We start from the raw sequence: 24,341 nt of genomic DNA on the forward strand, positions 1-24,341 counted from the left end.
ATTTGGAAAGCCTTCTGATACGAAAGCGCTGTTTTGCTTTTCTCTGAATGAGGGCTGTATCCGTCTCGGGCAGAATTGGTATAGTGAAGCATTTCCAGCAAAAGTGCGAAGCGGTTTTGCGTTGGACAATGCGAAAAGACAAAGACAGAGCATTTCCAGCAAAAGTGCGAAGCGGTTTTGCTGGGGGTAATATGTAAGAACAAAAGTTAGAGCATATGCTCTCGGCCTCGGCTCTGTTGTGGGGCGGCTGAATGAAGGAGTTATGACTGTGGCAATCAAGACGGTAGGGGTGGTCGGCGCAGGACAGATGGGCAGCGGTATTGCTCATGTATGCGCGCTGGCCGGGTTCGATGTGCTTCTTCACGATGCGGCAGCGGACCGGCTGGAAAAGGGCATCGCCACCATCAATGGCAACATGGCGCGTCAGGTTGCCTCAGGCAAACTGCTGGAAGACCAACGCGCAGCGGCGATGAAGCTTATCCGTCCGGCAAATTCCATGGAGGATCTGGCGGGTGTCGATCTAGCCATCGAAGCGGCAACGGAAGACGAAACCGTCAAGCGCAAGATTTTTGCGCAGCTTTGCACGGTTCTGAACCCCGAAGCGATTCTCGCAACCAACACGTCGTCGATCTCGATCACACGTCTCGCATCCACGACCGACCGTCCAGAGCGTTTTATCGGCATTCATTTCATGAATCCCGTTCCTGTGATGAAGCTTGTCGAACTGGTGCGCGGCATCGCAACGGATGAGGAAACCTTCCGCAAGTCGAACGATTTCGTGACCGCGCTTGGCAAGACGGTAACCGTTGCCGAGGATTTTCCGGCCTTTATTGTCAATCGCATTCTGTTGCCGATGATCAACGAGGCCATCTACACGCTTTATGAAGGGGTCGGCAGCGTCGAAGCTATCGATACAGCCATGAAGCTAGGCGCCAACCACCCGATGGGGCCGCTACAGCTCGCCGATTTCATTGGCCTCGATACCTGCCTCTCCATCATGCAGGTTCTGCACGACGGGCTGGCGGATTCCAAGTATCGCCCGTGCCCGCTTCTGGTCAAATATGTCGAAGCAGGCTGGCTGGGACGCAAGACGGGTCGCGGCTTTTACGATTATCGTGGTGAGCATCCGGTTCCGACGCGGTAAGGCGCTTGAACTTTTGAACATGAAAGGCCGGTTAAAACCGGCCTTTTCTAATTGTGGCGACAATTCGCGGCCTGTGGAAAAGCTTGAACATCCTTACCATTAACTTACCCTTAACCATAAGGGTTCAGAGCTTATTCATCTTTGATTGTTAAAGTTTTCATTAAGATGTTCGGAAATGAACAACGTTTCAGAGCCCGGTTAGTCGGGACAGGACGGGCATCCATTCCGAACAGCATGTTTTTTGACGAAGGTGAAGACGATGAGCATTCTTGTTCAGCTGCGTGACAGCGTTAATGTCATCCGCGAGTTCGTTGCACCGAGCTACAGGCCCGAGCGCCATTATATGCGCGGGCCAGGCCCGGCTTGCGCCGCACGCACGCACCATTGATATGAGCGCTTAAAGCCTCCGTTTGCTTGGCGAACGGACCGGCATTTAAAAAAGTAAAGCCAGAACGGTTCACCGCTCTGGCTTTTGTTTTTGGCCACCGCGTGTGAGTGCGGATTATTCCAGACCTTCAAACAAAGCCGTCGAAAGATAGCGTTCGGCAAAGGACGGAATGATGATGACGATGTTCTTGCCAGCGTTTTCCGGGCGCTTGCCGATTTCAACAGCGGCGGTCAGAGCCGCGCCGGAAGAAATGCCGACGGGAATGCCTTCGAGACGGGCCAATAGGCGCGCATTGGCAAAAGCGTCTTCGTTGGAGACCTGAACGACCTCATCATAGATGCTGGTATCGAGCGTCTTCGGGGCGAAGCCTGCGCCGATGCCCTGAATTTTGTGCGGGCCGGGTGCGCCACCGGAAAGTACCGGTGAATCCTTCGGTTCCACGGCGATCACCTTGAAGGACGGCTTGCGCCCCTTGATGACCTGACCGACACCGGTAATCGTGCCGCCGGTGCCGATGCCGGAGATCAGGATATCTGCTTCCCCATTGGTGTCGTTCCAGATTTCCTCAGCCGTCGTGAGGCGATGGATTTCCGGGTTGGCCGGATTTTCGAACTGCTGCGGAATGATTGCGTTCGGGTTGCCTTCCGCAATGGCTTCCGCTTCCGCAATAGCACCCTTCATGCCTTTTGCGCCTTCGGTCAGAACCAGTTCGGCACCGAGAAGCTTCAAAAGCTTGCGGCGTTCCACCGACATGGTTTCCGGCATGGTGAGAACGAGGCGATAACCCTTGGCCGCAGCGGCAAAGGCAAGGGCAATGCCGGTATTGCCGGAAGTCGGCTCGACGAAGACTGTCTTGCCCGGCACGGCGCGACCGTCGCGTTCCAGAGCTTCGATCAGCGCCAGACCGATACGGTCCTTCACACTGGCCAGAGGGTTGAAGAACTCCAGCTTGGCCAGAAGATTGGCTTCCACGCCCTTTTCCTTGGCGAACTTGTCAATGCGCACAAGCGGTGTATTGCCGATTGTGTCGAGGATGGAATCGTAAACGCGGCCACGGCCTGCGGTCTTACCAGCTTGTGGTTCGTTCAGGGGCTTGTTCATGGCGTGATCTCCCTATTTGTCGCGCAAAGTTTAAGAGGAAACTGCGCAAAAGCATAGTTGGGTACGTGCGCCCGGCACATCAAGTTTAGAAATTTATTCTTTATAATTGAATAAATTGGAAGTAAATTCCATCATAATTGGGAGGGAGCGTATTAGCTTGGGGTAAAGCTTGATTGATCCGCGTCAATGCGTTGCGACGGGGAGGCGCGCATCATCGGGTATCAGGCAGCCAGGAGAACATGAATGTACAAGAACATATTGATCGCAACCGATGGATCGGAACTCGCTGAGAAAGGCGTCGACCAAGGCGTTGCGCTGGCCAAGGAAACAGGCGCAAAGGTTATTTTCGTGTCCGTGACCGAGCTTCTGCCATCCTATGGCATTGTGGTTGCGGCTGAATGGGCGTCGAGCCCGGCGGCATTTCAGGAATATCGCGAGGCTATCACCAAAGCGGCCACCGAAATTCTGTCGAAGGCCAAAGCCAAGGCAATGGAGATCGGCGTCAGTGCTGAGGCCGTGCATGTCGAAAATCAATCTCCGGCGCAGGGCATTGTCGAGGCTGCGAATGCCAAGAATGCCGATCTGATCGTCATCGCATCACATGGCCGTCGCGGCGTGAACAAATTATTGCTGGGAAGTCAGGCAGCTGAGGTGTTGTCGCTCAGTACCGTGCCGGTGCTGGTCATCAAGTAATCGACGGCTATGCGCGCCTCTTCCGGCATCGCAGCGATTTCTCTAAAAGGCATAACAACGCAAGAAGATTCCTGAATACCTCTGTTAAGCTCCTCCTGTCCGAATACGGACGGGAGGATTTTCTCAAGGAGGTATTCATGACTGCGCCACGGCCTTCAAAGACCATGTTGGGCAATCATCCGCTTCATCCCGAAACGCAGATGCTCAATTATGGCTACGATCCGGAGCTTTCCGAAGGAGCGGTCAAGCCACCGGTATTCCTGACGTCGACTTTCGTTTTCAAGACTGCCGAAGACGGACGCGATTTCTTCGATTTCGTTTCCGGTCGCAAGGAACCGCCTGCCGGTGTCGGTGCTGGTCTCGTCTATTCCCGTTTCAACCATCCCAACAGCGAGATCGTTGAAGATCGCCTCGCGGTCTATGAAGGCACCGAGAGCTGTGCGCTGTTTTCTTCCGGCATGTCGGCCATTGCCACGACGCTGTTTGCTTTTGCACGCCCGGGCGATGTCATTTTGCATTCGCAACCGCTCTATGGCGGCACGGAAACGCTCCTTGCAAAGACGTTTCTCAATTTCGGCGTTGAAGCCGTTGCTTTCGCCGATGGCGTGCACGAAGCCTCGATAGAACAGGCAGCCGACGAGGCTGTTCGCAAGGGACGTGTTTCGGTGATTCTGATCGAGACGCCTGCCAACCCGACCAACAGCATTGTCGATATTGCCGCCATCCGGCGTGTCGCGGAAAAGATTGAACAAAAGCAGGGGCATCGTCCGATCATTGCTTGCGATAATACCCTGCTTGGGCCGATCTATCAGAAGCCTCTCGACCACGGTGCTGATCTTTCGGTCTATTCGCTGACCAAATATGTTGGCGGGCACTCGGATCTGATTGCCGGGGCTGTGCTGGGTGCCAAGGCTGTTGTAAAGCAGGTCAAGGCATTGCGTGGTGCGATCGGTACGCAGCTTGACCCGCATTCATGCTGGATGCTGGGTCGCTCGCTTGAAACGCTCGGACTTCGCATGGAACGCGCCAACAACAACGCGCAGGCAATTGCGGAATTCCTGCGCGATCATCCGAAAGTGGAGAAACTGCATTATCTCCCATTTGAGGATGAGAATTCGGACGTTGGTGCTTTGTTCAAACGCCAGTGCAGTGGTGCGGGGTCGACTTTCTCCTTCGATATCAAAGGCGGGCAGGCGGCGGCATTCCGCTTCCTGAATGCGCTTCAGATATTGAAGCTTGCTGTCAGTCTCGGCGGTACGGAATCGCTTGCAAGCCATCCCGCCGCGATGACCCATTCGGGCGTTCCCGTCGATGTAAGAGAGCGTATCGGTGTGCTGGAATCAACGATCCGACTTTCCATCGGCATCGAGCATCCCGACGATCTGATTGCCGATCTGGCGCAAGCGCTCGAAGCGGCGTGACAAGAAAATTTGTGGTGGGATGAATGGTGCGGGTGGTCTGCAACTAATTGAAATTACATTGTAAATCAACTTATATCACCGTATATCAGACCTATTGAACGACAAGCTTGTTCTTGTTACGTTCGATATCAAGCCATATCGTTAAGTGTCAACAAAGCGCAGCACGCGATAGGGGCTGAGGTAGGGGCTGATAATAGGCATTATTACCTTATCCGGCGGTAGGGGTGAAAAGCATGGGTGCCGTGAACCGATTGAGCGCATTAGCAGTATCGAAGATGGGGCCGGGCAAATATTGCGACGGGGCCGGGCTTTATCTGCAAAAGAAGTCAGATAGCGCCGGAAAGTGGATTTTTATATTCACCCTTCATGGCCGCAAGCGAGAAATGGGCCTCGGTTCCTATCCTATCGTTTCATTGAAGGCAGCGCGTGAAGATGCCGAGAAGTGGCGCGGTATGGTTCGACAGAATATCGACCCTATCAATGAGCGCGAACGCCTGAAACGTGAAGCTGCCCGCAATCTCCATTTGTTGGAAGATATTGCGAAGTCAGCTTTTGAAAGCCGGAAGGCAGAATTGAAGGGCGACGGCGAAAACGGGCGCTGGTTCAGCCCGCTTGAACTTCATGTGTTGCCGAAATTGGGTAAGGTGCCAGTAGCAGAAATCCATCAGAATGATATTCGGGACACGCTAGCGCCGATCTGGCACGCCAAAGCTTCGACAGCAGAAAAGGCGCTCGGTCGGCTCGCAATCTGCATGAGGCACGCGGCTGCGCTCGGTCTGGACGTAGATTTGCAGGCCACGGAAAAAGCCCGTGCACTTCTCGGTAAACAGCGCCACACGGTCAAGCATATCCCGGCTATGCCATGGCAGGAGGTTCCAGCCTTCTACGCATCATTGAAGGACGGCAGTGTCACACACCTTGCCATGCGCCTACTTATCCTGACAGGCGTTCGCTCAAGGCCCTTACGCTTCATTCATGAAAGCCAGATCGAGGGTGATATCTGGACTATCCCCGGTGAAGCCATGAAGGGCGAGGAAGGAAAAACGCCAGATTTCCGCGTTCCACTTTCGAAGGAAGCCTTGAAGGTTATCGAAGAAGCGCGCCGCCATGCACGTGACGGATATCTTTTTCCGAGTATTCGCAAGGGCGTCATCAGCGATATGACGATGGCCGCATTCATGGAGCGGGCCGAAATGGAATATCGCCCTCACGGGTTTCGATCCAGCTTGCGTGATTGGATTGCGGAAACAACGGCAACGCCGCATGACATTGCTGAAACTGTCCTCTCTCATACGGTCGGCAGTAAGGTCGAGCGCTCCTATCGCAGAACTGACTTCTTAGAGCAGCGGCGCGTTCTTTTGGAAAGCTGGTCGCAACATGCCACTGGTCAAGGTGGGCAGATATTGAAGCTGGCGAAAGCATAATCATGGCCGATCTGGTATGGGCAGCGGCCCAAGGCGATGACGATTTTGAAAAGGCTCTCTGGTTGACAGTCAACCGGGGCAGTGTGGGTATTCCTTATTTAACCGCGATCCTGCGAGACCCAAACTGCGAAATTTCATATAAGGACCGGGTTTTATTAGCCCAGTTCCTAGACGGTGATTATATCAATCCCCCCGGAAGAAAGCCGAGGGAATATCGTATACCGTATCTTGATGACACCCCAACGCCTGCGCAGATGGCTGCTGCTGATGTTCGGGCGGAAATGCTTGAGCGCCGAGAAAAAGGGTTACGGATACGAGGAATGCAGGCCCAGATTATAGAGGAAAAGGCTACTCAATATGGAGCCAGCGTAGAAACCGTTGCGGGCATTCTGCGTAGAGGCAGGCGATAAACCCCCGTTTAATTATTTATTTAGGCGCGGTTTCATAGGTCCGCCATGTCTAGCAATTTCAGCCCATATCAATCAATAACGAGGCTGAAACATGCAAATCAATGATCCTCTCCTGACTGCCCGTGAAGGTGCAAAAATCCTTCAAGTGAGCCTTCCTACCTTCTATCGTCGGATTGCTGACGGCACCTTGCCAAAGCCGATCAAAATGGGAAGTTTGTCTCGCTGGTCGCAGTCGGAAATACTCGCAGCAATCGAAAACGCAAAAGCTAAGCGGCACGCTGCATAAAAACGACCCCGCCGAAAAGGACGGGGCCGAAGGGCTTTTGATATGTCATTTTCACAATAGCCCCTCCTGTCCTTTGGTGCAATCCAGAGGAAATTCTTCATGCGAGATGCAAAACGCATCACCCTTGGCCTTCGCGGCCACTGGCATGGTCATTATGGCCTGTGCTTCTGTCCTGCCCATGCAAACAGCCATACCCCGGCGCTCAGCGTGTCAGACAGCAGAAACGGCAAGCTTCTTTTGCGCTGCCATGCCGGTTGCCGGTTCAGTGATATTCTGGACGCCCTGAAAGGATTGGGCATTGTCGATGGAGCCAGCGATTATTCCCCTCCTACGGCTGAAGACTATGAGGCGATCAGGCAGGCCGAGGAAGAAGCCGCGAAACGTAAAGAGGCCAAAGCCGTGGCGTGCTGGCAGGAAACCTTTCCCATTCACGGCACGATAGCTGAAACTTATCTTTGCTCTCGTGCCATCACATGCCCCCTTCCAGAAACCCTTCGCTTCCATCCGGCATGCCATCATCCCGGCAACCAGCGCTTTCCGGCTTTGGTTGCGCTGGTCGAGGGATCGCCACGCGTCGCCATTCACCGAACGTATCTGCGCCCAGACGGTCAGGGGAAAGCCGTGATTGAACCGGCGAAGGCTATGCTCGGTTCGGTATCGGGTGGGGCTGTACGCCTTTCTGGCGGCTCAGAAACGCTGTTTGTTTGTGAAGGCATAGAAACGGGACTGTCGCTTCTCTCAGGCCTTGTGCGTGGTTCTGTGGCAGTCTGGGCGGCTTTATCGACCAGCGGCATGAAAAACTTATGTCTGCCGAATGATCCGGGCGCGCTGGTTATTGCTACTGACGGCGATACAGCGGGCCGCGAGGCTGGACACATGCTTGCTGCCCGCGCTGATGCTTTGGGCTGGCGTGTTTCCCTTCTCGCCGCCCCTGACGCTCAGGACTGGAATGATGTTCTTATGATGAAAGGGGCAGCAGCATGAGTGCGCCCGAACCTATTCCCTTCAAGGCTGAATGGCCGGAACCAGATTACCGGTTCCTTCGCGTAGAAAGGCCAGAGCCGCCAGTTCTACCGCTGGATGATGTGTTTTCGGCACGCTGGTCATCATGGGTTAAAACAGCCGCCGAAGCGAAGGCTTCTCCGCCTGATTTCGTTATGGCAGCAGCATTGTCCGTGTGCGCGGCGACCATTGGAAACAACCGTTGGGTTTCTCCGTGGTCTGGATGGGCGGAGCCTCCGATTTTATGGGCCGTCGCTATTGGCAATCCGTCCATGAATAAATCACCCGGACTAGATGCGGTTCTCTCACCTCTTAAGAAGGTCGAGCGCACATTGATGGCGACCGTAAGAATGGATATGGACGAGTGGCAGGGCAAGGCCGAGATTGCCAAGGTCGCTGAGGCCGCTTGGAAAGAAACCGTAAAAAAGGCGGTGAAGGACAACGAAGAACCCCCGGCCCGTCCGAATAGCGCCGATCCCGGCCCACAGCCTGTAATGCCCAGACTGTCCGTAAACGATACCACGGTTGAAAAGCTCGGCGTTATCGTTTCCGTTCAGCCTCGCGGTACGCTGTTGGCGCGCGATGAACTAGCTGGGTGGCTTCAAGGCATGTCCCGCTATTCAGGCGGCGGTTCTGATCGTCCGTTCTGGTTGGAAGCCTACGGCGGTCGAGGATATGCCGTAGAAAGAATGGGGCGCGAACCTGTTTATATCGACCGGCTTTCTATTGGTGTTCTCGGCGGTATTCAGCCAGACAGATTGCAATCCTTGCTCATAAAAACTGACGACGATGGGTTGCTAGCTCGCTTCCTGCCTGTTTGGCCCAATCCCGCACCTGTGAAACGGCCAAGTGTGCTTTTTGACGAGAGCTTTATTGAGAATGTTGTAGAGCGTCTTCTTTCACTGAAGATGCCACGTGATGATGATGGAAGCCTCCGACCTTGGTTCGTTCATTTCTGTGAAGATGCGCGTTGCACGCTCGAAGAATTTCAGAAGGCTGTGCGTGAGTGGGAAAAGGGCACCGAAGGGCTTTTGCTCTCCTTCATCGGCAAGCTGCCGGGTCTGACAGTGCGATTGTCTCTCGTGTTCTCTATGATGGAATGGGCATCAGGTGAGGCAGACGAGCCAACCCAGATTACCGATGCAACGTTTCGTAAGGCCGCTCATTTTGCTGAAGAATACCTTCTACCGATGGCGCGCCGCACCTATGCGGATGCTTCTATGCCGAAGGCTGAACGCTCGGCACGCCGTCTTGTGGCCCTCATCATTGAAAACGACTGGTCGCAGTTTACTACCCGTGAAGTCATAAGAACTGGCCGTGAGGGTATTTCCTCGGCTGACGATTTGAACCCGGCTCTACGCGTCTTGGAGGAAGCCGACATTGTGCGACCTGTCGTCGGCCCTGTCGCTCCACAGGGTGGGCGACCAGCACGGTTATTCACGGTTAACCCCGCAATTTATCAAGTGCCTCATAGCCGGAAATCCACTTACACCCCCGCCGACAAAACTGACTTAACCGACAAAACGCCAACGGCGGTTCTCAGGGATGAAAAAGCACTCGTTAAAGCGCCCGCAGTTTTTCAGGGAAACATGAGCGCCAAGGAAGCGATCGAAGCCATGGTGCGCAAACGGCGGCAAGAGGCAGAAAATGAATAGCTTTTGCTCGTTCAAAGAAAGGGTGGGGTGTGCTCATGTCCAGATGGCTTGATCCTATTCGCTCTGCCCCTGCGCACAATGACAAAACTGACTTAACTGACAAAACGGGTTCGCAGAAAGCGCCTTCCGTCTTGATCAGCGCTGCCGTTATTCCCTTTCGTCGTCAGCCTGAACAATTGTCAGACTGGAAACCAGACACGAAACCTACGCCCGAAGACGCGGAGTTATACGCCGAGGCCTTACGTCTTCACGGTCCAATGTCCTACGGAATGGCTATGCGGGTTCTTGGATGGGGCGGAACGCGCGCCGGTCAGGCTGAAGACGCCTTGCTACAAGCTGGCCGCATTTCCTTCAATAATCTTGGAAGGGCGGTTTTGAAGGAAGGGGGCAGCGATGGCGGAAGTTAAGCCTTCCTACGTTCGAACGCAGCCCCTTGAGCAGTTTATCACTTCGACCGCAATGCAGCTTCATACCGATCCGGCATTGTGGCACGCCTATGCGACCCATGGCGGCGGCAGATGCAGCCATTATGTCGGAGACTACGAAACCGCATTTTCCGAGGGCATGCGGTATTACCGGCTCCACGGCGGCAAAATCCACATAGAGCGCATTGACTAGGCGAGAGGCGGCTTTGTCGCCTTGCCTTCTCGATCCGCCCGCCAAGTCCCGCAGCTTTTCGCGTAGCTGTTGCTAATTTTGTGGACACAAAATGAGGTTTACCATGCGTGCAGACATAGCGATGCCAAACATTATCCGTGTTCGGGTTTTGCCTGACGAAAAGCAGGCCATGAAGGAAATTGCTCGCAAGAGCGGAACAACGCTGTCGAACTTAATCCGCACTTCGGTCCTGTCGGATCGCGAAGGCGAAAACAGGAAGGCTCGATGATGCAATCATTTATCTTCGGCGGTGGTACTGCCGACACGCCCGAAAGTGTCAAACGCAAGCGCGATGTTGCTATGGCGATGCTTGGCCAGTCTCGCGCGCCGCGCACTATTGGCGAGGGCATCAGTGCGCTTGGTGACGGTATCGTTGCGAACGTCATGAACCGGCGCGCAAATTCAGCAGAACAGGCCGGGATTGCTAGCGCCGGACGCGATATTGGTTCACTTGGCAGTGGATCGTTCAACAGCGCTCCTGCACAGTCTTCGTTTGCCCCGCAGCAAAATGGCTCGTTCCAAGGGTCTTTTACCCCATACACGCCGCCCACAAATTTAGGCGAAGGTATTGCACAGTTCGGGCAGGCCGTTGCCCAAAGGGTTCAGCAAAATAGCCAATATCCAAGCGCTCCGGGGAGCAATCCTTTGATGAACCTTGGCCGCTTGTTCATGGGCGGGGTTTCCAAGACCGGAGGGCTTTACTAATGGCAAAATTCAAAATCCAAGCTCCTGACGGCAAGGTGTACTCTATCGAAGGCCCGAATGATGAGCAGGGCGCTATCAAATTTTTACAGCAGCACCTGGATACACAGCGGCAACAACGGTCTACACCAGCGCAACAAGGTCAAAATTGGTGGGAAATTGCGCCGCTCGTTGATCAAGGTGGAGCGACACAGGGAAGCCTCGGTCAGCGCGATCCTTTGGAGAAATACCAGCAACAGGACGGGATGACGCTAAATATTGGCGGTAAGCGTGTGAAAGTGGACCGCAACTTCATGGAGCTTTCGCCCGAAAAACAAAACGCCACGGTTGATGAAATCGCGTCTCAGATCGGTGTGGCTCCGCAGGATGGCATGACACTTGACCAGAAGAAGGCCGTAGCACTTGCGTCCGCACGCCTTCGCCGTCAACAGCAGGAAAACCCTGAAAGCGGTGGTTATGGTTCTCAGGTATTCTCTGGTCTTCTCGAGGGTGCAACAGGTGCGCTCGGCGCTCCGGTCGATCTGGTCAACAACTTTCTCGTAAAACCAGCCGTCAGCGGCGTGAATGCGGTTTTCGGCACCGACTTGAAGGCCTCAGAAACTCCGCTCGGTGGATCGGCAGGGCTTCGTCAGGGGTTGGCGATTTCGCCAGAGAGTCAGAACCATGGAGAGCAGTTTGCGCGCCGTGTGGCTCAATCTGTCGGCGGTGCCGCTGTTCCCTTGGCTGTTACGGCTCAAACTGCTGGACAAGCAGCCGCAGGGCTGGCGACCGCAGCGGGTGGCGGTATGGGCGGCGCGACCGCTCAACAGCTTTTCCCCAACAATGCTGGCGCTGAAATCGCCGGTGAGCTTCTCGGCGGGATCGGGACAGGTGCGGCTATTACTGGAATTGCAAACCGTCAGGCACGAAAGGCGGCTGAAGCGGCAGTACCGACCGTTGAACAGCTTAAGCAGCAGGCCGCAGATAAATTCCAAGATGCCCATTCTTCGGGCGTTATGGCAAATCAGGCCCAGACGCAGCAACTTGCGGCGGACATGAAGGGCATTGCCGAACGTGAAGGGCTAATATCACCAACAGGCAGAGTGTCCGAGGCTTACCCGAAAGCACGTGAAGCACTCAGGATGGTCGAGGACTATGCGCAGGGCGATATGTCCGTCCCCCAGATGCAGACTGCCCGCAAGGTACTCGCGGATGCTGCAAAAAGCTCGGATGATGCAGAGCGTCGAATTTCCACATTGATGCTCAAGCAGTTCGATGACTTCACATCGCCGCTTGCTCCACAACTGGCTGAAGGCCGTTCCCTATATGCACGTGCCATGCGCGGCGAAGAACTTGAAACCTTGCGGGAGTTGGCCGGTTCGCGCGCTGGTCAGTTCACAGGATCCGGTTATGAAAATGCACTTCGCACAGAATATCGAAACCTTGAGCGGCGGATTATCAAAGGGCAGGAACGCGGCTGGACGCCGGATCAGCAGGCCGCAATCAGCCGGGTCGCGCAAGGCACCGCCACTTCGAATGCTTTGCGCAATGTCGGACGCATGGCTCCGACCGGGCCAGTTTCGTACATGTCAACGGTCGGCGCTCCCGGCATACTCGGCACTATGGCTGGTGGGCCGATGTTAGGTGCCACCCTTGCCACCGGATCGGCAATGGCGGGCTATGGAGCCAGAGCAGCGGCCACCCGGCAAACTAACCGTTTTGCCGATCTTGCTGAAATTCTGGTTCGCAACGGTGTCCCTATAAACCCTTCGAATAATTCCGAGCTTCGGAGGCGGGTTATCGAGGCTCTTATTGGCTCTCAAAGTGCGGCTCAATCTAACTGAGAGCTACAAACCAAAACACAACAAGGGTTGCGACAGTTGCCGCTACCCAGATTTTTTCCCCTGAACTGAACGTAGCGCCGTGTTTGTTTCTACGCATGAACTGCCCTTTGCCCAGATGGTCATAACTTTCAATTGAATCAAGGATACACGATGCAGGAAAATATTACAGATGTCGCATTGGAATTGGCGGACTACGCCCGTGCTGCTCGTGAAGCTGGGGGCACGACCAGCGCCGATCTAAAAGCAGCGATAGACCGCTTATTTCAAGCCGATGGGGAAACACCAGAGGATGCCCTAGCCATACTGACTTATGCGCAGTTCTTTCTTGCCACGATGGTCAACCAAATGGACCTTGAAAAAGAAGGCGGCTTTATCGATCCTATTTTTCGTTGTGTTCACAAGGCGGTAGGCATTTTGGAGAGCATGACAGGCCGGAAATTTGAGGAATTTTTTTGAGGGGATATACAAGTCCCCCTATTTTTCGCGACTATTTTTCATCTTTTTTCGATGCTTCTTGCCGGAGGCGGAACCTTGCGCCCATGGTCTTCGGCAGCTTCAATCCAAGCTTCGATAGCGTCATAGGCATTACGCACAGCTTCTTCAGGCGTATCGCCGTCGCTCATGCAGCCCGGCAGATCGGGAACGCGCGCAATGAAGCCATCATTGCCTTCCCTACTGAGGATCGGTGCGAACGACACCAGAAACTCGTGTCACTATATCTCCTGCGGCTTCCTGCTCGTTGGCGTCAATAACCTTATCAATGTCATTGGCCTCCGCTGAAGCTACTTCCATGTCTTGAGTTTTGGTTATTTGTTCCTTTAGCGCATTCCACTCATTCAAATATTCTTCGTAGTGGCTGGGAAGCGGTTCAGCGTTGTGGCTGAATTGGATTTTCAAAACCGGCTTTTCGATCTTATGGAAATCGAGAAAATCCTCAATGTACTGCATAAGCTCATCATTATTGAAGTCTGAAGCCGATTTAAGCAGCTTGCGTTGCTGGGCGACGAGGCTTTTCCGCTTCGCATCACGCGTCGTGTCAATTATGATAATAGGGTAGGGTTCGCCATTCGCGACTCCCTTAAAACTCTGCATTTCTTCAAAATGAAGATTTGTTTGAAACCTAGTTGTATCTTCATTTCTGTGAGCTTTGCACAATAGATATGCCAGCCCCGGAGAAACGGTCAAAGCATTTACTGTCGAGTTGCGAGCAATTCTGAAGCCGCCGTCAATGCCCTTCCCAAGAAAGTCGAAAGACTTTGGGTCCTCATCAACAGCGCACTCACTCGATTCAGATGGTATCTCGCCGTCACCGTTAATTGGATCAATTCCACCGTCTATGCTCAAGCGGATGCTACAATTTGGCGACGGAAATGCCGCGACCCATGCGTTGCCCTTGGTGTTGAGCTTAAATTCAGAGGTTTGCTGTAGCTTCTCGCCAAATTGTTTCAGCGCCTCTACAAATGCTGTAACGCACGCTCCGACATGGCAGAGGCTGTGTATTCGATTGACAAAAAGAATCTCGTCGCCAATCGTCTTCCAAACCTTTGGCATACATCCCTTTTCTTCCTGAGATAACTGAGGAATGCTCTCGCATACCTCCGTGTATATCGAGATGAATGTTTTAGGAAAGTCACCGTAAAATTTCTGAAATTCTTTGAGCCAAGCTGTCGACTTGTTCTTGGACTTGAAGTCAGTTGAACCTGTTAAGTCTACAGAAAGAAATAATCGTATGCGGTAGGCAGGCGCTTCGACTTCAAGCATTTACACCAACAATGGAAAATCAAAGACCTATGGACTTAGCGCGAATTTCAGCAGCTTTTTCGGAGACGCCAAAAATTCTCTGGGCTGTCGATGGGCCGTCTTTCTGATAGATTTCAGAAAAGACTTTAGCGGGCATCAGAAAAGCTGCCGCAAACCAATTTGCTTCCCACTCTGCTCGCTTCTGCTCTTGATTATTTTCATCGACCCAGCGAGTAGCGCGCATGACAGCGTTAGGAGCGTTCTTCTGTACTTCCTCTAGGTGTAATAAAAGATGCCCTAACTCGTGAGCAATGGTAAATCTATCGCGCACGAGCGACGTGAACTGAGAGATATAAATCGTGAAATCGCTCATACTGCGAGCAACGATTGAACCACTCTCAAAGTCATCGTCGCCGTTAGTGCCAACGACAATCCTGCCGCCAAACCTACTTACGACTGCTTCCATACTATCACCTGGGCGAAATCCCAGCGTTTCAGCAATTGCTTCAGCAATACGCTCAACTGTTGGTTTGGAAAGGCCGCTTGGTTTTGGACTGACATAATCCGCCGACATGTTTGCCCTCATATTCTGTAATATGCCCCACTCATCAGCATTGCGCGAACAGATGATTCGCCGTTAGCGTCAGAATCACACTTGTCAATATAGTTTCTATGTCAGTCCATATCAATTGGATTGAGTGCTTACGTTTTCCACAGATTTGCATGGTGCGTGAGTCGGCAGATTTCCCGGAAAAAGTGGTTCGGGCTTGGTTATTAATCCGTGCGAAAGATGCGCAAAATGCAGAGAGGATCAAATAGAGAACATACGACATCGTTCTATCTATTGACTCTGATATGCGAGTCCTAACAAATAGTTAGTGGGTTGTAATGATGATTCGTTGCAACTGGATTGAAAGACCGGGATTGGTACTCCCGGCCTTCAATTCGATCATGTTCAACCAACGATTGCTTGATACATGCTCCTAAACACTTCGGAAAATACGCCGAAAGAGCCATATGTCAAGCAGTCCTTACAATAGGACAGCACCATGGCTGACTTTGAACTGCACCCGATTACTGGGGTGAAAATCAATCCAGTTGTCATCGAACGCAAGGCTCTTTCGTTCGATGATGCCGTCACTGCATTCGTCATGAAAATGCAAGGTGTGAAATACAACATCATTGCTCAACATCTTGGAACCAACACCCATCGTTTGGGTGAAGTTTTCCGTGGTGAAAAGCATTATGGAGCAAAAGCTAAGGCTGACGCTCTTATTAGCGGGCTTTCCCACTAACCAGTTCAGCCAAGAAGCCCCGCTTCGGCGGGGTTTCATATTGATGCGTGATGACCGTGTTGTGAGTAGGCATGGTCACTCTACAAAGCGCTCGTAATCAATTTCTTGTTTCGAAAGTTCAGCATCGAGAAATCCTTCTCCAGCCAAAAATACTCGCCATTCTCTTTCAAGCTGGTCAAGTAGCGCGTGAATATCCTCGTTTCGACCGTCAATATGGACGATGAATGATCGTGGCGAAATTTCACCATTCCATGTTTCAGGTGCGTCTGCGTGAAAGGGAGGCTCAAAGATAATGGAGTGTGACGTTTTGAATGACTCGTCATCCCCCTTATTCAATACCCGATGCTTGATTGTGTTGGCCAGTAATCTGCAAGTCTCCAATCCATGCAGCTTGACAGCTTGTTTCTCGATAAATCCTGAAATAGCGCCGTGCTCGTTCTTGTTCTTCCCGGTCAGTTCAACGTGCCGTTTCTGAGTGACGGCTTGCAAAAGCCAGTCGATCAAATGAACCGCGCTAATAGCGCAATCTATGGCGGCATATCTGCTTCCAGTGCTTGACCGAGCATTATGAAGACGCGTCATGTCGTGGCGCAGCTTCAGCAATAATCCCGAAGGCGTTTGAATACCGAACGTTTTTGTCGCTACAGGCATTCCAATGAGATGCTCCAGAAAGCTTTCCTCCATTCCGATATCCTTAAGTGTTAACTCTGCTCTTAAGGGTGAAGAATATTAGTTGCACGGGCGGCAGCCAAAAAGAAAAGCCCTAGTGCGATTGCCGCAATTAATGGCGTTCCCCATACCGTTATACCCATCGTAACGCGCACCTTTCGAGAAACCTTGTATTCTTTGTTCTCCCTTATGTGAACAAGGATCGAAGCATAGACATTCATCGCAACCGTAAAGTTAAACCAAGCCATCCCACCAGCGATTAGTGATATACCCACTCCGTAGATTAACAATGGTCCGCAAGCGGCATATAGAGCGCCAGTCTTCGATCCTGCTTGAGAGATTGCCAAAAGCGAACCGGCATGAACGGTAAGCAATGATGCAAGAACCCATTTTCCATACTGAAACTGTCGTTCCGCTGTTGCAAAGTACGCTTCTTTGTAAAATGCAAAGCGAGCTTCACTGGATAATGATGTGGGGTTGCCGCCGCCCGTTTCTGTGCTCATTTTTTCAACGCTACTCCCACCCCACTTGCTACCTGCCCACTATCCAGAAATTGAACACCTTCGGCTTCAAGGGCAAGTTTTACGTGTTGAATGGTTGACGCTTTTCCAGAGCCTTGGTCGAGTTTATTCAGTGTGTTGCGATGCAATCCCGTCTTCTCAGCCAATTCCGGGTTGCTCAATCCTAATGCGGCCTTAGCCATTCGAAATTGTTCCGGTGTCATGCCTTGCCTCAATGTGTGCTAATAGCACTAATGATGTGTTGACTGCATATGCAATAAGCATTAATTATATGCTAACAGCACACATTAAAGAGGGCAAGCGAATGTTCAATCTGTCGTCAATCATGAATGAAGCGTGGGGCAGCTACCGCCGCTCGTACAACAAGCGCCCGACCTTCCAGCGCAGCACTTTCAATTGGCTCCTGATGTTGGCTTGGAAGCGGGCTAAGGATGCAGCAATGCGCGCCAGCAATCCTGCCCTCGCCAAAATTGAAGCCCTTCGCGAGCAGATTGAAATGCTCTCCTACAAGCCGTGGCGGATCAACATTGAATGCCGTCGCCGTGAGCTTGAGGCTAAGATAGCCAGCCTTTGCGCAGTCGCCAGACAAGGGTAACCGCCATGAACACACAGAACGTTTCTATGACCGTGAAAGAATTGCCGGTGGAGAAGGTCAACCGCTTGGCGTCGGAATTGGCCGACGCGCTCAATGAATGGATGGACGGTCAGTATATGGCCTGCGTCCAGCCACGCCGCTCAGTGATGGGTTCTCCGGTCGCATATCGTAATATCTCAGCGCCAGCGACCGAACGCATTCCTTATTCTCCTTCTCGGACGGACATTAAGCGCTTGTCCATGGTGGAAATGCTGGACCTTTACCAAGGCGTCGTCTCATTGGGCGATTACGTTGCCGCGCTAATCAATCAGCCTCGCTACTCAATGCCCGGACAGGACGAGCTTAATGCGGCGGGCCGGATTATTGATGGCCTTGCAGAGGTGCTTTCTGATCTGGAAAGTCGGATCGCGCAGGCTGCAAAGCAGACCGCTCCTGTCGATGCGCAAAGTGAGAAGGCGCGAGCGTTGATCTTGCTTCAGCAGGTGGTAGATGGCCGCGAAGACATAGCCGATATCGCCGCCGTAGCCACTTCATTCGACGGGAGCGCTCAGGTATGACCATCGCTTGCAAAGATTGCCGCTATTGCTATCGCAGCATCACGTCTTCCGATTTCATCGGATCATCAAACGTTGAATACGGGGAATGCCGCCTGAAGCCGCCAGTGGCGCGGTTTGGCGAATATCAGTCCGATGAACGCAGCTTTCCAATCGTTCGCGTTCATGACGATTGGTGTGGATCATTCACAGGCAAGAGCCATACCGCGAAATAAATTCGGTAATCCTCTCGCATCGATAGTCATTAGGATTTGCTGAATATGTTTGACCGCCCCCGCCTTCGCAGAAAAGACGTGCCGGAGTATCTGCGCACGAAACACGGTATCGATATCGCCTATGCCACATTGGAGAAGCTCGCAAGCGTCGGCGGCGGTCCCGCGATGCAATATCAAGGCCGGTTCCCGCTCTACCACAAAGACGACTTGGACAAATGGGCCGATGAACGATTATCACCCACCGTCCGCTCGACTTCCGAACGCTAATCATTTGGTCGAGGCTTTCCCGGCCATTTGCTTGCAGGCAATATCAATTTGCTGACAAAACCGACGAAACCGCAGACAAGAGGGTTTTGTCAGTTAAGTCGGTTTTGTCATTGAGGGTCAGGGCTGTTTCTGCGTCACTGCGGGAAAAGCAACCCCGATTTAAGTGGGGTCATTTCTCGTGCGAGAAAACCTCATCTAGGTCTTCGCAGCATTTTCCGCTTGGTCGTCTTCTCGGACCAGTACGCGCGCGCACGCGAGGCTTCACCGATCAATCCCCTATCAATACGCAAGCGAAAACCTATTTAGGTAATGTCAATTAGGGCCGAGAACGACTAGCGCACCCGATTTATCCGAAGTCAATTCGCGCGAGGAAACTGCGAAGCAGCACAGCGGAATTTTCGGAAGCCGTAAAAAGCCGCCACTCAACCGAGTAAAAAAGTAGGGGCTGAGGTAGGGACTGAGAAAATAACTATCTACTTAAAATGCTGTAAAATAATGATTCTTTGAAAAAATATGGTGCGGGTGGTCGGAATCGAACCGACACTCCTTTCGGAACCGGATTTTGAGTCCGGCGCGTCTACCAGTTCCACCACACCCGCACATTTCTGCCGAAGCAGTTCGATATGGTTCAAAGGGACAGCGGGTTGGGATATACCGGCTAAACGAAACGAGGTCAATTGCTCAAAAGTGCAGCTTTCACTCCTCTTCAGACAGACGGCTGAAAGGGTAAGAAGTAATGGCGTGTGATTCAATCAACCGCTCATCGTCACGGCAGCGTTCCAGTCAACAAGCCCGTTCCTGATCGTGTCAGGCGCAGCAGGCTTTATGTGGTTGCGCGGCTTTGAGATAAGCCGCCGTCATCTATCTGCGCAAGTTCGCTTCAACCAGATTCCAGAAAACCAGCAAGGCGATGAAGCCCAGCAGGACGTAATCCAGCGTGCTGACATAGTGAAAATATTCCATAGCGCATCTCCTTCCCCGGGAGGGCGCGATAGCGTTTGAGCCAGACGGAAGCTTTTATAATTATCCGGGCTTCGGACACTTGTTCAAAGTGCCGGATTGCACCGGTGCGGACCTCCTCTTCCGCCTGTCCATGCGCTCTCCCAAGGCAAAGTGTACCACGCTTTGTCGGATGGCTCAAATTATTGGTTTGGCTAATATAATCAGCTATCTGCGCGCGATGCCAAATGTCCTAGTTCGACGTTGCGACATTGGCTTTCCGGCAGTTGGCAAAGCGGTCGAGCGCCTGATCATAGGCTGACGTTTTCACGCCCATCATGCCGATGACCGTGTGGAACAGATTGTCGTGCGAAGAAGGGGCGGCAGCATCCTGTTTGACGCAAGCCGTGTCGAGCCTGGTGGCGTTCGCATAGTCCGGCGAGAACCACGCGACGAATGGGATGTGTGTCTGGACGTCAGGCGCGATGAAATAGGGTGCTGCATGCAGATAAAGACCATCTTCGCCCAGCGATTCGCCATGGTCGGACATATAGATCATGGCGGGGGCAAAACGGTCTTCGCTTGCCTTCAGGACGTTGATGATCTCCGACAATATGTGATCGGTATAGAGGATCGAATTGTCGTATGCATTGACGATCTGGTCCGTCGTGCAATCGGAAAATTCGCTCGTGCGGCACTCAGGCTTGAACTTGGCGAATTCTGGCGGATAACGCCGATAATAGGACGGTCCGTGACTGCCGGTCATATGCAGGACAATGGTGGCGTTGCCGTTTACGTTCTTCAGGTGGTCACGGAGCTGGTCGACCAGAATCTGGTCGAGACATTCGCCGCCTTCGCAATATTGCGCATCGTTTGAATTCTGCAGGTCGACCGTCGGTATGCGGTCCGAAACGCTCTTGCTGCCGGTATTATTCTCGTACCACGCAACCTGCACGCCGGCATGATTAAGGAGGTCCATCAGATTTTCCGAGCTATGGAACTTGGAGCTCGAATATTCCTCGCGCGGAAAGGGCGAGAACATACATGGCACGGAAACGGAGGTGTCCGTGCCGCAGCTTGTTGTGTTTGGAAAGGTAACGATATCCTGCTGCTTCAGTTCGGGATTGGTCTCACGCGGGTAGCCGTAAAGGCTGAAATTCTGGGCGCGTGCCGTTTCGCCCACCACGATGACGGTCAGGAGCTTCTTGCCCGACGCAATCGGCGGCAGCACTTGTTTTGCATCGAGGCCGAGCGGCTGCATGACGATCTGCCTGTCATTCAGGTCACGCACGATATATTGCACGGTGCTCTTGAGTGGTGTGCCGGGCATCAGCCGTTCCATGATGTCGGAGCGGTGTTCGCGGTACATCGAGGAGAAGCTGCCGTAATCGGAGCCGATAAGTGCGATTGCGACAGCCAGGCAGACGATGATCGAGACAGTATTGACCAGAAGCTTTTGCAGCAAAGGCCGGTGTTTCACACGGACCCAGAGGATGAAAAGCGTGGGAACGACGGCATAAAGCAGGATATGCAGCAGAAAGCCCGTCGTTATCAGATGACCCGACTCTGCCTTTGTCGTTGTGAGCGTCGCCTCGACCACATTGCGATCGATGATCGTGCCGAAAGTATCCGTAAAATAGGACCCACCTGCGGCGACCCATATTGCGAAAATGAGAACAGGCTTGATGACATATTTTGCCGAGAAGGCCATCAGCACGGCGATATGGATGAGAAGGATGGCCGCTGCCCCAACAACCAGCTTTTGCGGATGGTCGGAAAAGTAGGCGATCAGCCGCTGCCAGAAGGAGCTATTGGTGAAAGCGAGGAGATAAAATGCGGTCAGGACGCAAAGCGTGCCGCTGGCGATAGTCGGGCGTGGAAACCGCATTCCTGAACCTTCAAAATTCCGAAGTGGCTGTTGAGGATGGAGCTTCGCAGGGCTTCCGCAAAACTGCAATCGCAACATTCTTGCCGGATAATCCAGCATCGGAGATTCAGGACAGCGATTTCTGGGCTTTTTTAAGGTCGCTTAAACTCGCCCCTATTTCCTCTCAGTGAAGCTGCGGATGCGATTGCGCACAATGCGGGCCAGATTGCGGGTTCGCTGATAAAGATGAATCTGCGAGGCAGCCTGACGGACGAGCTTATCCGTGGACGGGTTGAGGCCAATCACCAGCGTTTCGATTGTCTCGCGCTTGTCGAACAGCCGCATCATGACCGGATGATCGGGGACGGCGCAGGAATCTGTGCGGTTGATGTTCGGATCGTTCAGATGGTTCTTCACGACTTCGATCATGAGAAGTACGCCGGGCGACCAGGCGTTCAGGCTTTCGTCATAAGCTGTTTTCCAGGTCCAGGCTTCTCCTGAAACCGTAAATACGATCAAAATGGCGATAACCCGTCCGTCGAGCTCAAGCGTGTGCACGCGCACGCAGTCGCGTTCAGCAAGATTGTTGACTGCCTCGCGGGCGAAAGCCGCGCGAAACCGGTCGACGGCCATGGCGGTGCCGCGTTTGCCTTTCCAGCCACTCGCTTCCAGCGTCAGGAAATGTTCGAACGCGTGACGCACATCGTCGGGCGTGCGGGCGACGCGATAGGCAAGCTCGCCCTTTTCGGCCAGCCTGCGCCACAGGCGATTGTAATCCCGGCGATGGTGTGCACCGATTGCTTGCTTGATATAGGCGTCGCCGTCCAGATCGCTCTCGAGAAAGGGGCGCTCCTTCTGCTCTATGGCGACCAAAGGCAATTGACGGCCCACCGCCACAGAACGGATCAGTTTTGCCGCCGGGCCGTTAGCCCGCATTTCCGGCAGCACAAGCACATCAGGCAATTTGAGATGCCTGCGCGCCAGAATGTCGAACAGGTCTTCCAGCACGCCGACAGGGTCATCGTGATCGATCAGTGGCGTGCCCTGCGGTCCGAATGGTGTCGACCATGCACGGATCACAGGCGTCGATAGCGGCAAGCCGGGACGTTCGATCGTATAGGGCATGACAAAGCGCAGGCGGCTACGGATTTCGTTTTCGTCGCGCATGACCATGAAGCGAACTTCGCGATCCTCAAGGCGCGGCATGGCTGGCGCCAGAAACCGTGCATTGAAGAACACATTCGGTTCGACGGTCCGGTTGCTCAAGTGATCGAGTTCGTCGCGCAGTTCGAAGCCTGCGGCAGCGCCATAGATGGCCAGCTTGCGCGGTATATCGCGGCTGTGAAGGCTTTCCTCCAGCTTTTTGACAGCTTCGTGCGCCATACCGCTCTCGGAGAGTTCCGAAACGATGTGAGCTGCATTTCCGCCCGCCGATTCTTCAAGCAAAGGTTTCGCGGCCATTACAAAGTCCCCTCCGAGGTCTTGGTACGGTCTCGTGGAATGAGAATGAACATGGTTATGTGCAAGGTGCGTGATACGGCTGCCGAAAGAAGTGCCGCTTCCATCAGCATGGCAATAGCTGTCGAAATGGCGGCGCCTGTCAGGCCGAAGCGTGGTATCAGGACCAGATTGAGAATAACGTTGACAGCAAGTGTCACGGCATAAAGGAGCGCGCAGATATTCTGCTTTCCCGACATGTTGAGAAGGCTTTCCGCCGGGCCGACGCTTGCACGTGCGATCACCCCGATGATCAGGATGAACAGAAGCGGATAGCCCGCTGTGAAGGCCGGACCGAAAAGCCGCAGGAGCGGATAGCCGGTGAGCAGAATGACTGCGCCGAGGAACAGCGTCGGCCAGAATGTCCAGCGGACGGACGCTTCGGCGAAGCTTGCAAATTCGGCGCGATCACCGCTGTGCAGCAGGTCCGAGTAGCGCTGCGCGACACTGGCTTTCACGGCGAAATAGACGAAATGCGCGAGCGCCATGATCTTCGTTGCCGCAAAATAGATCGCGACATGCTCGGGGTCGAGCGCGTGGCCAACCATCAGAACATCGACATTGATGAGTAGGAAGAAAAAGCCTTCCACGAGGAAAATCGGCAGGGCAACTTTCATCCATTCGCCAAGACGCTGGTCACGCGTTGCGGCGGGAATATCTTTTTCCAGTGAGCGGTCGACGGTCAGAAATTGTCCGACGGTGGTCAGCCACGTTGCGGCAATCGATACTGCCAGCGCGATAGTTGCACTGGAAGGTAGTCCCGCTTCATGTGCGATGATCATGAACAGGAGAACCAGAAGTGGGCGGACGATATAGCTTGGCGTCAGTGCCATCATCACCCAGGTGCGCGAGCGCGCAATGCCATCCAGCATATTGCCGAGCGTAATCATTGGCAGGCAGATGAAGCCGAGGATGAACGGCACGAGATAATAGCTTGTGACATGGTCTTTGAGCAGGAGCAGCAGGCCCGCACCCAGAAGCGCGATGAATGTAGCGGCTGCAAAAGCGAAGACGCGTCCGGTCCGGATGATCCCGCGCACGAGGCCGAACATCTGACGCTGCATATATTCCGGTACGAAGCGGATAATCGTGGTGTGCAGTCCGAAACAGGCCAGATCGCCGATAATTATCATGGTCAGCCAGACGAGGACGAAGATGCCGTACTCGAATTCCCCCATCCAACGGGCGAGAATAACCTGAGACAGGAGAGCAATAGCAGCGCTCGCAACGCGCACGGAAAAGGCGACGAGGGAAGAGCGCTGTGCGCTTGCCTGCGGTCCGCTATCCGTAAGCACGGCATCCAGCCGCTCCGTCACGGGACGAAGCGTGGCTGCGATCCTGCCGGGTAGAAACCGGCTCGCCGTTTCAGCTGCCGAAAACCGCACTGTTTGCCAACCCTGTCTTTGCACGCCTCTTGGGACCTGCTTGTTTAGCACCGGATAACCCGGCTTTCACGCCTATGCTTTGTTGGTCATG

The 24,341-nt window shown here is 53.4% G+C and carries 28 protein-coding genes, 1 tRNA gene and 1 pseudogene; 19 read left to right on the forward strand and 11 right to left on the reverse strand.

What is annotated here, in order from left to right:
* The first annotated feature begins 268 nt into the window (after positions 1-268).
* Positions 269-1,144 (forward strand): 3-hydroxybutyryl-CoA dehydrogenase, encoded by an 876-nt coding sequence (locus AC1RHM_RS19495; RefSeq protein WP_029375798.1) that lies wholly within the window; start codon positions 269-271, stop codon positions 1,142-1,144.
* Positions 1,145-1,403: 259 nt separating this feature from the next.
* Positions 1,404-1,532 carry a hypothetical protein gene (locus AC1RHM_RS19500; RefSeq protein ID WP_255362115.1) on the forward strand — a complete coding sequence of 43 codons (129 nt, stop codon included), beginning with the start codon at positions 1,404-1,406 and terminating at the stop codon, positions 1,530-1,532.
* 114 nt (positions 1,533-1,646) lie between these two features.
* On the opposite strand, the gene cysK is transcribed toward AC1RHM_RS19500, so the two are convergent.
* Positions 1,647-2,633: a cysteine synthase A gene (gene cysK, locus AC1RHM_RS19505; RefSeq protein WP_010657514.1), complete on the reverse strand. Its 987-nt coding sequence runs from the start codon at positions 2,631-2,633 to the stop codon at positions 1,647-1,649.
* 243 nt (positions 2,634-2,876) lie between these two features.
* Here cysK and AC1RHM_RS19510 point away from each other — a divergent pair, with 243 nt between their 5' ends.
* The 13 genes and pseudogenes from AC1RHM_RS19510 to AC1RHM_RS19570 all read left to right on the forward strand — a co-directional run bounded on the left by AC1RHM_RS19510 (position 2,877) and on the right by AC1RHM_RS19570 (position 13,162).
* Entirely contained in the window at positions 2,877-3,326 is a 450-nt protein-coding gene (locus tag AC1RHM_RS19510; protein WP_010657513.1) for a universal stress protein, read from the forward strand.
* A 137-nt stretch (positions 3,327-3,463) separates the two neighbouring features.
* A complete protein-coding gene (locus AC1RHM_RS19515; protein WP_010657512.1) occupies positions 3,464-4,747 on the forward strand; it encodes a cystathionine gamma-synthase family protein in 1,284 nt (427 codons plus the stop codon).
* A 233-nt stretch (positions 4,748-4,980) separates the two neighbouring features.
* The gene (locus AC1RHM_RS19520) at positions 4,981-6,171 is read left to right on the forward strand and encodes a tyrosine-type recombinase/integrase (RefSeq protein WP_036587930.1); all 1,191 of its coding nucleotides are present in this window, start codon (positions 4,981-4,983) and stop codon (positions 6,169-6,171) included.
* A gap of 2 nt (positions 6,172-6,173) precedes the next feature.
* Entirely contained in the window at positions 6,174-6,581 is a 408-nt protein-coding gene (locus AC1RHM_RS19525; RefSeq protein WP_036587932.1) for a hypothetical protein, read from the forward strand.
* A gap of 91 nt (positions 6,582-6,672) precedes the next feature.
* Positions 6,673-6,867, forward strand: coding sequence for a helix-turn-helix transcriptional regulator (locus AC1RHM_RS19530; RefSeq protein ID WP_036587935.1), 195 nt, complete (start codon positions 6,673-6,675; stop codon positions 6,865-6,867).
* 99 nt (positions 6,868-6,966) lie between these two features.
* Positions 6,967-7,851, forward strand: coding sequence for a DUF7146 domain-containing protein (locus AC1RHM_RS19535; protein ID WP_105529105.1), 885 nt, complete (start codon positions 6,967-6,969; stop codon positions 7,849-7,851).
* On the forward strand, positions 7,848-9,524 hold the full coding sequence (locus AC1RHM_RS19540; RefSeq protein WP_080692084.1) for a YfjI family protein: 1,677 nt from the start codon (positions 7,848-7,850) through the stop codon (positions 9,522-9,524). The genes AC1RHM_RS19535 and AC1RHM_RS19540 overlap by 4 nt, the downstream gene beginning before the upstream one ends.
* Positions 9,525-9,670: 146 nt before the next feature.
* Positions 9,671-9,931, forward strand: a pseudogene (locus AC1RHM_RS19545) (hypothetical protein); the annotation flags it as partial.
* Entirely contained in the window at positions 9,918-10,142 is a 225-nt protein-coding gene (locus AC1RHM_RS19550; protein WP_036587941.1) for a hypothetical protein, read from the forward strand. The pseudogene AC1RHM_RS19545 and the gene AC1RHM_RS19550, both read left to right, overlap by 14 nt.
* A gap of 103 nt (positions 10,143-10,245) precedes the next feature.
* Positions 10,246-10,410, forward strand: coding sequence for a plasmid mobilization protein (locus tag AC1RHM_RS19555; protein ID WP_166942799.1), 165 nt, complete (start codon positions 10,246-10,248; stop codon positions 10,408-10,410).
* A complete protein-coding gene (locus tag AC1RHM_RS19560; RefSeq protein ID WP_036587945.1) occupies positions 10,407-10,886 on the forward strand; it encodes a hypothetical protein in 480 nt (159 codons plus the stop codon). Before AC1RHM_RS19555 ends, AC1RHM_RS19560 begins: the two co-directional genes overlap by 4 nt.
* Positions 10,886-12,706 (forward strand): hypothetical protein, encoded by a 1,821-nt coding sequence (locus AC1RHM_RS19565; RefSeq protein ID WP_051517858.1) that lies wholly within the window; start codon positions 10,886-10,888, stop codon positions 12,704-12,706. The genes AC1RHM_RS19560 and AC1RHM_RS19565 overlap by 1 nt, the downstream gene beginning before the upstream one ends.
* A 150-nt stretch (positions 12,707-12,856) precedes the next feature.
* Positions 12,857-13,162: a hypothetical protein gene (locus AC1RHM_RS19570; protein ID WP_036587947.1), complete on the forward strand. Its 306-nt coding sequence runs from the start codon at positions 12,857-12,859 to the stop codon at positions 13,160-13,162.
* Between the two features lie 38 nt (positions 13,163-13,200).
* On the opposite strand, the gene AC1RHM_RS19575 is transcribed toward AC1RHM_RS19570, so the two are convergent.
* From AC1RHM_RS19575 to AC1RHM_RS19585, 3 genes are read right to left on the reverse strand one after another with little or no spacing between them, the layout of a single operon-like run.
* The gene (locus tag AC1RHM_RS19575; RefSeq protein WP_235907506.1) at positions 13,201-13,404 is read right to left on the reverse strand and encodes a type II toxin-antitoxin system HicB family antitoxin; all 204 of its coding nucleotides are present in this window, start codon (positions 13,402-13,404) and stop codon (positions 13,201-13,203) included.
* Positions 13,379-14,467: a hypothetical protein gene (locus AC1RHM_RS19580; protein ID WP_036587952.1), complete on the reverse strand. Its 1,089-nt coding sequence runs from the start codon at positions 14,465-14,467 to the stop codon at positions 13,379-13,381. The genes AC1RHM_RS19575 and AC1RHM_RS19580 overlap by 26 nt, the downstream gene beginning before the upstream one ends.
* A 19-nt stretch (positions 14,468-14,486) precedes the next feature.
* On the reverse strand, positions 14,487-15,020 hold the full coding sequence (locus AC1RHM_RS19585; protein ID WP_036587954.1) for an ImmA/IrrE family metallo-endopeptidase: 534 nt from the start codon (positions 15,018-15,020) through the stop codon (positions 14,487-14,489).
* Between the two features lie 475 nt (positions 15,021-15,495).
* Here AC1RHM_RS19585 and AC1RHM_RS19590 point away from each other — a divergent pair, with 475 nt between their 5' ends.
* A complete protein-coding gene (locus tag AC1RHM_RS19590) occupies positions 15,496-15,741 on the forward strand; it encodes a hypothetical protein (protein WP_036587956.1) in 246 nt (81 codons plus the stop codon).
* 75 nt (positions 15,742-15,816) lie between these two features.
* Here AC1RHM_RS19590 and AC1RHM_RS19595 read toward each other — a convergent pair whose 3' ends face one another.
* The 3 genes from AC1RHM_RS19595 to AC1RHM_RS19605 are packed head-to-tail and all read right to left on the reverse strand — an operon-like array spanning position 15,817 to position 17,134.
* Positions 15,817-16,425 (reverse strand): hypothetical protein, encoded by a 609-nt coding sequence (locus tag AC1RHM_RS19595; RefSeq protein WP_036587958.1) that lies wholly within the window; start codon positions 16,423-16,425, stop codon positions 15,817-15,819.
* Between the two features lie 29 nt (positions 16,426-16,454).
* Positions 16,455-16,913: a hypothetical protein gene (locus AC1RHM_RS19600; protein WP_036587961.1), complete on the reverse strand. Its 459-nt coding sequence runs from the start codon at positions 16,911-16,913 to the stop codon at positions 16,455-16,457.
* Positions 16,910-17,134 carry a helix-turn-helix domain-containing protein gene (locus AC1RHM_RS19605; RefSeq protein WP_036587963.1) on the reverse strand — a complete coding sequence of 75 codons (225 nt, stop codon included), beginning with the start codon at positions 17,132-17,134 and terminating at the stop codon, positions 16,910-16,912. Before AC1RHM_RS19605 ends, AC1RHM_RS19600 begins: the two co-directional genes overlap by 4 nt.
* Before the next feature lie 101 nt (positions 17,135-17,235).
* On the opposite strand from AC1RHM_RS19605, the gene AC1RHM_RS19610 reads away from it, so the two are divergent.
* The 3 genes from AC1RHM_RS19610 (at position 17,236) to AC1RHM_RS19620 (ending at position 18,562) form a co-directional block, all read left to right on the forward strand.
* On the forward strand, positions 17,236-17,526 hold the full coding sequence (locus AC1RHM_RS19610) for a hypothetical protein (protein WP_036587965.1): 291 nt from the start codon (positions 17,236-17,238) through the stop codon (positions 17,524-17,526).
* A gap of 5 nt (positions 17,527-17,531) precedes the next feature.
* Entirely contained in the window at positions 17,532-18,083 is a 552-nt protein-coding gene (locus AC1RHM_RS19615; protein ID WP_146113244.1) for a hypothetical protein, read from the forward strand.
* Between the two features lie 257 nt (positions 18,084-18,340).
* Positions 18,341-18,562 (forward strand): hypothetical protein, encoded by a 222-nt coding sequence (locus AC1RHM_RS19620; RefSeq protein WP_036587968.1) that lies wholly within the window; start codon positions 18,341-18,343, stop codon positions 18,560-18,562.
* Between the two features lie 514 nt (positions 18,563-19,076).
* On the opposite strand, the gene AC1RHM_RS19625 is transcribed toward AC1RHM_RS19620, so the two are convergent.
* The 4 genes from AC1RHM_RS19625 to AC1RHM_RS19640 form a co-directional block, all read right to left on the reverse strand.
* A tRNA-Leu gene (locus AC1RHM_RS19625) sits at positions 19,077-19,161 on the reverse strand.
* A gap of 593 nt (positions 19,162-19,754) precedes the next feature.
* Positions 19,755-21,389 carry a phosphoethanolamine transferase gene (locus tag AC1RHM_RS19630; RefSeq protein WP_010657511.1) on the reverse strand — a complete coding sequence of 545 codons (1,635 nt, stop codon included), beginning with the start codon at positions 21,387-21,389 and terminating at the stop codon, positions 19,755-19,757.
* Between the two features lie 153 nt (positions 21,390-21,542).
* Positions 21,543-22,829: a type IV secretion system effector crotonyl transferase BspF gene (gene bspF, locus AC1RHM_RS19635; RefSeq protein WP_010657510.1), complete on the reverse strand. Its 1,287-nt coding sequence runs from the start codon at positions 22,827-22,829 to the stop codon at positions 21,543-21,545.
* Positions 22,829-24,250: a lipopolysaccharide biosynthesis protein gene (locus AC1RHM_RS19640; RefSeq protein ID WP_036563224.1), complete on the reverse strand. Its 1,422-nt coding sequence runs from the start codon at positions 24,248-24,250 to the stop codon at positions 22,829-22,831. The genes bspF and AC1RHM_RS19640 overlap by 1 nt, the downstream gene beginning before the upstream one ends.
* Positions 24,251-24,341: the final 91 nt, after the last annotated feature.

This window comes from Brucella sp. GW823-FHT04E01, from assembly GCF_058796175.1.